The sequence below is a fragment of the Streptomyces sp. MAR4 CNX-425 genome (assembly GCF_048656465.1).
Classification (GTDB): Bacteria; Actinomycetota; Actinomycetes; order Streptomycetales; family Streptomycetaceae; genus Streptomyces.
The window spans coordinates 1-8409 of record NZ_JBMDLF010000027.1 but is presented as its reverse complement, the minus strand read 5'-3'; the positions used below and the strand labels follow the sequence as shown (position 1 = coordinate 8409).

The following is an 8409-nucleotide window of genomic DNA, read 5'->3' as shown; positions in this document are numbered from 1 at the left end:
CCGCGGCCTGCGCGTCAGGCGCGTCCGCACCGCCGCGGGTGTCCGGGTTGCTGACCTGGGCCGCCGGCAGGCGTGCCGCCTGGCGCTACGGCACCGAGCAGGTACCCGGCTGCCCGCACATCGTGTGGTGGCGTGTCGGAAACCACGGGATCTTCATCGCCCCGTAGAGAGTTGTTCGGCGGCGGAGGCGAGGGGCAGGAGAAACCCGCGGCTCAGGTGAGGTCGACGTCGAGGTGGTCGATGTCGGTGACGGTGACTTCCAGGCCGGCGGCGCGGCGGCCGCGGTCCTGGAAGTAGGCGTGTCCGAGGCCGGCGCCGAGGAGGTCGCGCAGTTCGTCCTCGGCGGCGCCGGCGGCGTGGCGGGCGAGGAGTTGGGCGGTGGTGTCGGGGGGGAGTTGTTCGGTGATGCGGCGCATGCGGGGGTCGTCGGTGGAGCCGGGGGCGGCGGTGAAGCCGAAGCGGGCGCGGGTTTCGACGATGGCGCCGTGCTGGGCGGCCTGGCGGATGGCGCGGGCCCGTACGCGGGGTTGCCAGCTCTTGCGGACCTCGCGTTCCAGCGCCGCCGCGAGGCGGGGGGTGGGTTGTTTGGCCTGTCCGGCGAGGTAGCGTTCGACTTGGCGCTGGGAGCAGCCGAGGCGGGCGGCGGTGCGGCGGGTGGAGCCCCGCTCCGTCTTGACGAGGAACCGCATGCGGGCCTGCGGGCTCACTGGGATGGGGCGGGTGGCGGTGGCCTGGAGGGCTGCTTCGAGGGATTCGCCGATCGTCGCCATCGTCTACTCCTCCCCGTCGCGGGTGGGGTCGTCCTTGATGTGCCGGGCGGGGTTGAAGCCCTGCTCGATGATCTCGGCGGCCCACCACAGGTCGCGTACGCCCTCCACCTTGGTCATGCCCGGGGAGACGCCGAGGCGGAAGACGCCCGGGGCCGGCTTGCCGTCGGGGGTGCGGGGCAGCAGCTGAAGCGGTGACGGAGTGGGGGCGGGGTAGACGACGCAGTCGGAGAGCACCGCGATGGGGTAGCGGCCGTGGGCGGCCATCTTCATCATCTTGCGGTGCGTGTTGACCCGGGCCGCCGCGATGACCGCGGCGCGGATGTCGGGGCGCCAGGTGGGGCGGTCCAGTGCCGGCCACCGCTGGTCGTTGCGGAATCTCGCCTTGCCCTGGGCGCGTTCGCGGAGCTTGCCGATGCCGCCCTTGACGGTGGCTTTGATCGCGGAGAGCACCGCTGCGGCGGCTGGGTCGACCTCCTTGTGGCCGGTCATCGCCTCCACGTACGCGGCCTCGGAGAGGTCTTTCGTCACGCCGAGGTCGGCCATGGTGGCCAGGTAGGCGTCGCGCAGCCGCTCGTACCACGGGTCCAGGTACGCCCCGGCCTCCGGCCGCAGCCACGCTTCCAGCGGGGCTGGGTGGTGGCCGAGTTCGGCGGCGTAGGCGACGGTGGGGGTGGCGTACCAGGCCGGGCCGGCAGGCCGTTCGCCGGTCGGGGTGAACGGGCTGGGCAGGCGGGGGTCCAGCTCGATGTGGGAGAGGTCGACGTACCAGCAGCCGGGGGTCTTCTTGTCGAAGCGGGGGCCGTGGGTGTGCACCGGGGCCGAAAGGCCGACGCTCAGGCGGTTCGCCGCGGCGGCGAACGCCATGTTGACGTCCAGGCCGATCACGTGGGGCAGCTCGCACTCGGTGTCGGTGAAGCCGCCGGGGCGGACCCAGTCGTACGCCTCCTCGTCGAGTTCCTGCCCCGCCTCGCGGCCGGTCGCGGCGGGGTGCTCAGGCGGGGCCTCCGGCGGAGCCGGGTCCGCCGCGGCGGTGAGAGATCCCGGTACGGGGCCGGAGACCCAATTGGCGCCGTCGCGTACCGGGCGGGTCGGCGGGCGCAGCGCGGTCATCAGCTCCAGGCCGGTCACGGCGGTGGAGCCGCGGGGGGTCAGGACCCGGGCCGTGTAGGTGCCGAGCGTGCGCGCCAGGTCGGCGGGGGGCATGCGGTCGGTGCCGGGCCAGGCGCGGTCTTCCAGCGCGTCCCAGCCCAGGACGGCGAGCTGTACGCACTGCCGGCGGCCGGCTTCGGCGGGGCGGTAGATCCGCGGCCAGGGGCCGAAGCCGCGGCGGGTCAGCTTCCAGCCCGCGGTGAGGATCTCGCGTACGACCGGGTGGTCCTCGGCCAGGCGCATCCCGTCGTCGAAGGCGCGGTTGTCCAGCCGCGGCGGCAGCCCGAACCGCTCGGCGGCGGCTTCGGTGAGCACGACCAGCGGGTCGGCATCCTGCCCGTACCGGTGCAGCCGTTCGGCACCGAGCCCCGCCCGCAGCGCCCAGCCGGCCAGCTCGACCACCGAGCCCGCCGGACATGCCAGGGTGCGCCCGTGTGTGAGGTGGGCGGTGCCGTCGCCGTCCACCACCGCCAGCGGGCCCGCCGGGTAACGCCCCTCCCCCGCAGCCGCCGGGGCGGTGGGGGTGGCCTTCCGCGCGGACGGCCGTGCCCGCGGCGCCGCCGCCGCGGGCGCCGGCGACGACGGTTCGAAGTCCCTGTCCCTGTCCCTGGCGTCGGCCGGGCCGGTGCGTGCGGACGGCGGCGGCGGCGGGACGGTCTGCCGCGGTGGAGGGCCGGGACACACCGGTCCGGCCGACGCGTTCCCGGTGGACGCCACCAGGCGGGACTCGGAGGGCGGGGGGTACAGCTCGGCGAGCTGCTGCAGCAGCCGGGCGTAGGCGTCGCGCTCCGGCGGCCGCGGCTCCGTCCGGCGGGCAGGGTCCTCGCTCTCCCAGGCCCCCACCGTCGCCCGCCGCACGCCCAGCGCGTCGGCGACCTCCTGCTGCGTCAGCCCGTGCGCCACCCGCAGCCGCCGACGCTCCGCCGGCGGCGGCAGTACCCGCGAACGCGCCACCAGCGCGTCCACCGCGTCGTACAAACGAACCTCGTCTTCGCGACCCACACCAAGCAGAGTACGCCGCATGTACGGTTCAATGGGCGAGTTTGGTGCGGACAGGAGGGGTTTGGAGAAGGGTGCAGCTCGGTACCAGACGGACGCGAGCCGCACGTGCCGCTTTCTGGTGAGGACGTCCGGACGTCGGCGTCCTCACCGACAGAGCGCGGGCTCACTTAGGCTGTCGGATTCAGCACCGCCGGTAGAGGTCGGCGCAGTCGAAGACGGCCCATCCCGTACGGGTCTCGCCGCCCTTCCGGAATCGGACCTTGAGGTGTGGGAGGGCAAGCGGATCAGGGGCACGCCCTCCTTCCCCAACTCGGCGCGGGCCTCGGCCAGGCGGGCGTTGGCGACCTGGGTCTGCCGCGGCTCGGCCCCGGCGTGCGCCCAAGCGCCCCGCCCGCCCTGTCCTGTGGGGCCTGGCCGCCCCCCGGCCTTCGCGTACCGCGGCGTGTCGAGCGCTTCGGCGACGTCGAAAAGGGCCGGTCTAGACTGGTGCCGGTTCTACGGCGCAGGAGTTTCACCGGCGGGCACGTCATCCCCACCGGGACCGGGCCGCGCCGCGGGCCTTCGGACCAGGAACGCGGAAGAACACCATGACCGACACCATCAGCAGCGCCGCCAACCCGCTCGCCAAGCGGGTGAAGCTGCTTGCGAACCGTAAGCACCGGCGCCGTGAAGGAGCGTTCGTCGTCGAGGGACTCCAGCCGGTGTGGTGCGCCGTCGAGGCGGGCTGGGAGATCGAGACACTCCTGGTGGCACCGGAACTGCTGGCGGGCCGGGCGGCCCAGCACATGGTGGACGAGCAGGAACGGGCGGGAGTGTCCGTCGCACGGTTCAGCACGGATCTGTTCACCCGCCTTGTCGACCGGGACGGGCCCGGCGGTGTCGCGGCCGTTCTGCGGACCCGGGCAGGCGGGCTCGGCGGGCTGCGCACCGGGGCCGGGGCGGTGTTCGCAGCGCTGTACCGCATCGCCAATCCGGGGAACCTCGGCACCATCATCCGAACCGTGGACGCCGTGGGCGGAGCCGGCGTCATCCTTGTCGGAGACTCGGTGGACCCCTACGCACCGGCCGCGGTCAAAGCCAGCATGGGCTCACTCTTCGCCGTCGACGTGGCACACACCCCCAACGCCGCGGCGTTCTTCGACTGGGCCGCACAGCACGGAATCGACGTACTGGCCACGTCGGGGAACGCGGACGACGACCACTGGAACACCGCATACGAGCCGCCGCTGGCACTGCTGTTCGGCAGCGAACGGGAAGGCCTGCCCGACGAACTGCTGGACCGGGCGTCCCGCCGCCTGCGGATCCCCATGCAAGGCACCGTCGACTCCCTGAACATCGGCGTAGCCGCATCGATCATGCTCTACGAAACACGCAGATACCAGGAAAACAGTCCGGCACCCGGGTAAAACACCCCCCGGCCCCGGCCCGGTAGAACCACCCACCCGACGGCAAGGCCCCTCTCCCCCCGCCCCCACCACCGGGGCGACCACGCCGACCCACAAGGCCGCGGAAACCTCCGAGACGGCTTCCCGCCCGGATGGCCGGCAACTCCCCGGCGCCGGCCGGCGCTCACACACCCGCCCCCGTCCCCTGGCGGTGGCGCGGGCCGCCACCCAGGGGCGGCGAGTCCGGGACAAGGACGACGAACCCGCCGACGTACCGCTCACCCCGCGGACCCGGGAGAACACCACCGCACCCTCCAGCCGCGCCCGGAGACCACCGAACCGGGTGTGCCGCCGACCGGAAACCTTGAGGGAGTGCGCCGGAGTGCGGGGGTGCCGGGGGGGGGTGCGGGGGCGCCGGGGGTGCCGGGGGTGCGGGGCGTGCCGGGGTGCGGGCGGCGGCGGTTCAGCCGGCGACGTCCTCGGCCGACGTCGGACCCAACTGCGTGGCGTCGGCATACTCCGGCATCGTCATCGGCTGATCGAAGAGGAAGAACGACTGATTCGTGCCGACGGTGAACTCCATGTACGCCCCGGTCGTCGCATCGAAACCGTAATAGGCACTGCACGTCGAACCCGAATCATACGTACCGTCCATACCCGGCTGCGACACCACCACCTTCCCGTTCGACGACGAATCCACCCGCTCCGTCGGAGTGAGCATCTTGCACCGGGGAACAGGCAGCCCCTTCATGACGAAATACCCGTACTCACCGTTCGCGTTCTGGATGTAGACGTAACTCAACTTGCCCCGCTTGCCCCACGTCCTGACCCACTCATTGATAGCCTCACGAGTCGGCGAATAGGCCATCCTCCCAGCCGGCTGATTCCTCACCAGAAGATCATAGCTCTTCTGCTTCGCATCATTCTCCCTGCTCTGACTGGAATCATCCTCACAAGCGGCCAGAACGAAAACCGCAAGGAACACCCACACGGACACCAAGGCAGAACGGGCCATCACCTTCATACGCACTGTCCCCCTCCTCCGGACGCCGAGACCCACAGCACACACCCCGCCCGCCGGCGGCAACCGGGCCGAACGACGGCCCGGTGACGCGACACGGTGGGAGGGGTTCTGTACGGCAGCACTCGGCGGGATACCGGCACCGAGGCTAGAACCCGGCCCCCGGGCGGGGTCCCACACAACTACCGGTACTACCCCGCCAAGGAACCACAGCACGACGAACGACAACCAGGACGAAGATGAGGCCGGACGCCCGCCCCCGGGCCGCCCCGGTTCCGACCCGCCCCACGGACGCGCAGGGGCGGCAGGACGCCCGCGCACGACCGACACCCGGGGGCAGGGAGCCCGCGCACGACCGACCCCCGGGCGACAGGGAGCCCGCGCACGATCGACTCCCCCCCCCGAGGGGGGCAGGGAGTCCGCGCACGACCCGCCCCCGGGCGACAGGATGCCCCCGCCCCCCGGGGAGGGGCGGCGGGGAGCCGGCGCACGGCCGGCCCGCTTCGCGGGCGGGCGCTACGGAGCCGCCGGGCCGGCCGCCGTCGCGTGTGCCGCCGCCGCGGCGCGCACCACAGCGAAAAACCGCGCCTCATTGCCCGCCAACCCGGCCGCCGCCAACGCATCATCAGCATCGGCCAACGGGCCGGCCAGCACCACCGCCGCCAGCCCGACCCCGCCAAGCCCGCCAGGCCCAGCCGGCCCGGACCCGCCAAGCCCACCGGGCTCGGCCAACGCGGCCTGCGCACTGCGCACAAGCCGACGGTACGCCCGGGCCGCAGCCACCTCGGCGATGTCACCCGCCATCGTCGCCTCCAATCATCGGACCTCTTCCCACGCCCCCAGTGTGCCGACAGGCACTGACACCGACCGCCCCAACCGGCCAGTCGAAGCGCGGCCGGGCGACCGCGGGGCAATGACCGATCTGACCGAGCAACGACAGGTGGATGTCGCACACCCCCAACCCATCCGGCCCGACCCACCGGACACCACCGGCCTCATCGCTGACAGTCGCCTCGCCACCGACCGGACCGGCCAAGGGACGGTGACCCCGCACACCTGCCCGACCCCACCGCCGCCACGACGACGGGGGTCTCCTCCAGACACGCACGCACCACGCACTCGGCCGGCGACACCCCGATGCCCATCCCCCGCCCGACAGCACCCCAGGCCGGTGTCCCGGAACCACCGCAGCAACACCGCGCCGCCCGCCGCGCACGACCAGCACGCCGCACGCAGGGACCCGCGAGTCGGGCCGAGGCGCATGGTCGTCATGCGGGAACCAGCAAGTCGGGCCGGGGCGCCCGGTCGTCGAACCAGAACCCGCTCTCCCTAGCGCGTCAGGTACGCGTCGAGCACGTCCGCCTCCCGACGCAACCGGGCAGCGGCCTCGCCCCGTCCGGCCCTGTCATAGGTGCCGGCCTCGGTGCGGCGCTCCTCTATCTGCGCCCGCAACACAGCCCGTACATCACCGGCGGACAACACCCTCCGGCCCACCTCGGCCGACCCGACACCAGCACTGGCACCGGCGACGTGCTCACTCACCGGCGCCACAGGGGCCTCGACGGGCGCGACGACCTCGGCGTTGTCGAGGGCGGCCAGCGCGGTACGCAACGCCGACACAACCTCCCGACGACGCTCCTTCATCGCCACACCCAGGTCCACACGCAGCCGAGACCGCAATGCCTGCACATCCTCGGTCGTCTCCGGACCCGCGGACGGGCCCTCCCCAGCCGCTGTCATGCGCCCAACCTACCCTCCGCCGCGGGACCGTGGGCCAGATCAACGCCGGCCGGCGGGGCGTAAGACGACCTCGTTGACGTCCACCTCCGGCGGCTGCGCCCAGGCGTACGAGACAACGGCGGCAAAGACGCCAGGGCCCATCACACAGGGCACAACAACCCGACACAACCTCGACAACACCAGAGATCGGTGACGCAGTCGGCGAGCCCACAAACCACGACACCGGGCGAAACAACCACCACCCACACCGAACAACCACACACCAGCCACAACCCCCCAATCAGAAGAACGCGCTGTCGCCGCCGAACTGGACCGCGCCGCAGTACACCTGGGCAGCGCTGAGACATGCCAGATGGGACAGCCGATAGTTGTAACGGCCGCCGCAGATACGGCCCATCTCGCCGCGGAAGCGGCCATCGATCCAGCTCTTCGTCACACGGGCCCCGCCGAGCCTCAACCCGTACTTGACACCGAAACTCCGGCAACCGAAGCCGTGCCCCACACACCCAGGGCAAAACAACCCGCTGCAAGGCACATAACCGGCCGCCACCGAACAACCATCACCCACCCAGACGAAAGGCGGGACGTGCGGGGTGTTCGCGAAATCCCGGTAGGTGAGGTTCATGATGGCGTCAGCCCGCTCGCGGAGCTGCTGGAGTCGGGCCCGGAGTTCGCGCGGCTGTGGGCGTGGCACGACGCCCGCTGCGAGGCGTTTGGGCGCAAGCGCATCGTCCATGTGGGGGCGCTGACGCTGACGATGCAGACGTTCGACGTGCGCGCGGCCCCGGGGCACGAGCTCATCGTCTACCGCGCCGAGCGCCGGGGCGCTCGCGCAACTCGGCTAGCTCGCGGCCACGGGCCCGGGCTGGCGTCGCCGGTGGTCAGCCGCGCACGCGCAGCCGGTAGCCGTGGGTGCGGCGGTACGGGCGGAAGCCCAGCTGCTCGTCGAGGGCGAGGGCGCCGGCGTCGCCGTCGGCGGCGGCGGTCTCGACCTCGGTGATCTGCGGGTGCTCGGCGTGCAGCCGGCGCAGCATCTCGGCGGTGAGCCAGCGCCCGAGGCCGCGGCGGCGGTGCACCGGCACGACGGCGGTGTGGCACTGCTGCGCACGTGCCGCGGGGGCGGGCGGGATCAGCACCTCGGTGTAGCCGGCGACGGCGCCGCTGCCCGTGTGCACGGCGGCCACCGTCAACAGCCGGCCGTACCGGGAGCCGGGCGCGGCGGGGGCGAGGACGAAACCGGGGACCGCGGCGGCGAGGCCGTCGGCAGCCACGGGCGGGGCGGGGAGATCGTCGGGGACGGCGGCGGCCAGCGCGGATCCGGTACGGTACGGGACCGGGCCGG

9 protein-coding genes are annotated in these 8409 nt (G+C 72.8%); 2 read left to right on the top strand and 7 right to left on the bottom strand.

Annotation, left to right across the window (positions count from 1 at the left end):
* Positions 1–212: 212 nt before the first annotated feature.
* Complete coding sequence (tpg, locus tag ACHZ99_RS33285; protein ID WP_420308575.1) at positions 213–770, bottom strand: telomere-protecting terminal protein Tpg; 558 nt, start codon at positions 768–770, stop codon at positions 213–215.
* Positions 771–773: 3 nt separating this feature from the next.
* Positions 774–2921 (bottom strand): telomere-associated protein Tap, encoded by a 2148-nt coding sequence (tap, locus tag ACHZ99_RS33280; RefSeq protein ID WP_420308574.1) that lies wholly within the window; start codon positions 2919–2921, stop codon positions 774–776.
* A 587-nt stretch (positions 2922–3508) separates the two neighbouring features.
* Here tap and ACHZ99_RS33275 point away from each other — a divergent pair.
* The gene (locus tag ACHZ99_RS33275) at positions 3509–4327 is read left to right on the top strand and encodes a TrmH family RNA methyltransferase (protein ID WP_420308573.1); all 819 of its coding nucleotides are present in this window, start codon (positions 3509–3511) and stop codon (positions 4325–4327) included.
* Between the two features lie 442 nt (positions 4328–4769).
* Here the strand turns inward: ACHZ99_RS33275 and ACHZ99_RS33270 are convergent, their stop codons facing one another.
* From ACHZ99_RS33270 to ACHZ99_RS33255, 4 genes are all read right to left on the bottom strand, one after another.
* On the bottom strand, positions 4770–5330 hold the full coding sequence (locus ACHZ99_RS33270; protein ID WP_420308577.1) for a hypothetical protein: 561 nt from the start codon (positions 5328–5330) through the stop codon (positions 4770–4772).
* Positions 5331–5843: 513 nt separating this feature from the next.
* On the bottom strand, positions 5844–6131 hold the full coding sequence (locus tag ACHZ99_RS33265; protein WP_420308572.1) for a hypothetical protein: 288 nt from the start codon (positions 6129–6131) through the stop codon (positions 5844–5846).
* A 525-nt stretch (positions 6132–6656) separates the two neighbouring features.
* Positions 6657–6977: a hypothetical protein gene (locus ACHZ99_RS33260; protein WP_420308571.1), complete on the bottom strand. Its 321-nt coding sequence runs from the start codon at positions 6975–6977 to the stop codon at positions 6657–6659.
* Positions 6978–7347: 370 nt separating this feature from the next.
* Complete coding sequence (locus tag ACHZ99_RS33255; protein ID WP_420308578.1) at positions 7348–7803, bottom strand: hypothetical protein; 456 nt, start codon at positions 7801–7803, stop codon at positions 7348–7350.
* Here ACHZ99_RS33255 and ACHZ99_RS33250 point away from each other — a divergent pair.
* The gene (locus ACHZ99_RS33250) at positions 7717–8067 is read left to right on the top strand and encodes a hypothetical protein (protein ID WP_420308576.1); all 351 of its coding nucleotides are present in this window, start codon (positions 7717–7719) and stop codon (positions 8065–8067) included. The genes ACHZ99_RS33255 and ACHZ99_RS33250 overlap by 87 nt on opposite strands.
* On the opposite strand, the gene ACHZ99_RS33245 is transcribed toward ACHZ99_RS33250, so the two are convergent.
* The coding region (locus ACHZ99_RS33245) for a GNAT family N-acetyltransferase (protein WP_420308570.1) at positions 7949–8409 on the bottom strand (461 nt) is incomplete at its 5' end. The two genes, ACHZ99_RS33250 and ACHZ99_RS33245, sit on opposite strands and share 119 nt — an antisense overlap.